Below are 1,230 nucleotides of genomic sequence, written 5' to 3'. Positions count from 1 at the left end.
CTTTTTCACCCAAACCCTCTCCGAGCGCGACCCTGAGCTTTATGCGTCGATCACCGCCGAGCTGGGCCGCCAGCGCGACGAGATCGAGCTGATTGCCTCCGAGAACATCGTCTCGGCGGCGGTGATGGAAGCGCAAGGCTCTGTGCTGACCAATAAATACGCCGAAGGCTATCCGGGGCGCCGGTATTACGGCGGCTGCCAGTATGTGGACGTGGCTGAAAACCTGGCCATCGACCGCGCCAAGGCGCTGTTCGGCTGCGACTTTGCCAATGTGCAGCCGAACTCCGGCAGCCAGGCCAACCAGGGCGTGTTCCAGGCGCTGATCCAGCCCGGCGATACCATCCTGGGCATGGATCTGGCTTCCGGCGGCCACCTGACCCATGGCGCGCGCCCGAACCAGTCGGGCAAGTGGTTCAACGCGGTGCACTACGGCGTGCGCGAAAGCGACAACCTGATCGACTACGACCAGATCCAGGCGCTGGCAACCGAGCACCAGCCCAAACTGATCATCGCCGGCGGCTCCGCCATCCCGCGCCAGATCGACTTTGCCAAGTTCCGTGAAATCGCCGACAGCGTCGGCGCCTATTTCATGGTCGACATGGCCCATATCGCGGGTCTGATCGCGGCCGGTGAGCACCCCTCGCCGTTCCCGCATGCGCATGTGGCCACCACCACCACCCACAAGACCCTGCGCGGCCCGCGCGGCGGCATGATCGTGACCAATGACGAGGCGATTGCCAAGAAAGTGAACTCGGCGATTTTCCCCGGCATCCAGGGCGGCCCGCTGATGCATGTGATCGCCGGCAAGGCGGCGGCCTTTGGCGAGGCGTTGAAGCCTGAGTTCAAGACCTACCAGAAACAGGTCAAGGCAAACGCGGCGGCCCTGGCGGACCAGCTGATCCAGGGCGGGCTGGACATCGTCACCGGCGGCACCGATACCCATGTGATGCTGGTCGATCTGCGTCCCAAAGGCGTGACCGGCAACATCGCCGACAAGGCGCTGGGGCGGGCCCATATCACCACCAACAAGAACGGCATCCCGTTCGACCCGGAAAAGCCCACCGTGACCTCGGGCCTGCGCCTCGGGACCCCGGCCGGCACCACCCGCGGCTTCGGCGAGGCAGAGTTCCGCCAGATTGCCGATCTGATCATCGAGGTGATCGACGGGCTGGCCGCCAACGGTGAAGACGGCAATGCGGATGTGGAAGCGGCGGTGCGCGCCAAGGTCGC

General features: G+C 65.0%; 1 protein-coding gene. It reads left to right on the top strand.

The window, feature by feature from the left end:
* A partial coding sequence (gene glyA, locus L1069_RS23700) for a serine hydroxymethyltransferase (protein WP_237457284.1) occupies positions 1-1,230 on the top strand: 1,230 nt, incomplete at both ends.

It is taken from the genome of Leisingera sp. MMG026 (assembly GCF_021654205.1).
Taxonomy (GTDB): domain Bacteria; phylum Pseudomonadota; class Alphaproteobacteria; order Rhodobacterales; family Rhodobacteraceae; genus Leisingera.
The sequence above is the reverse complement of the archived record's forward strand: the minus strand, read 5'-3'. Positions and strand labels throughout refer to the sequence as shown.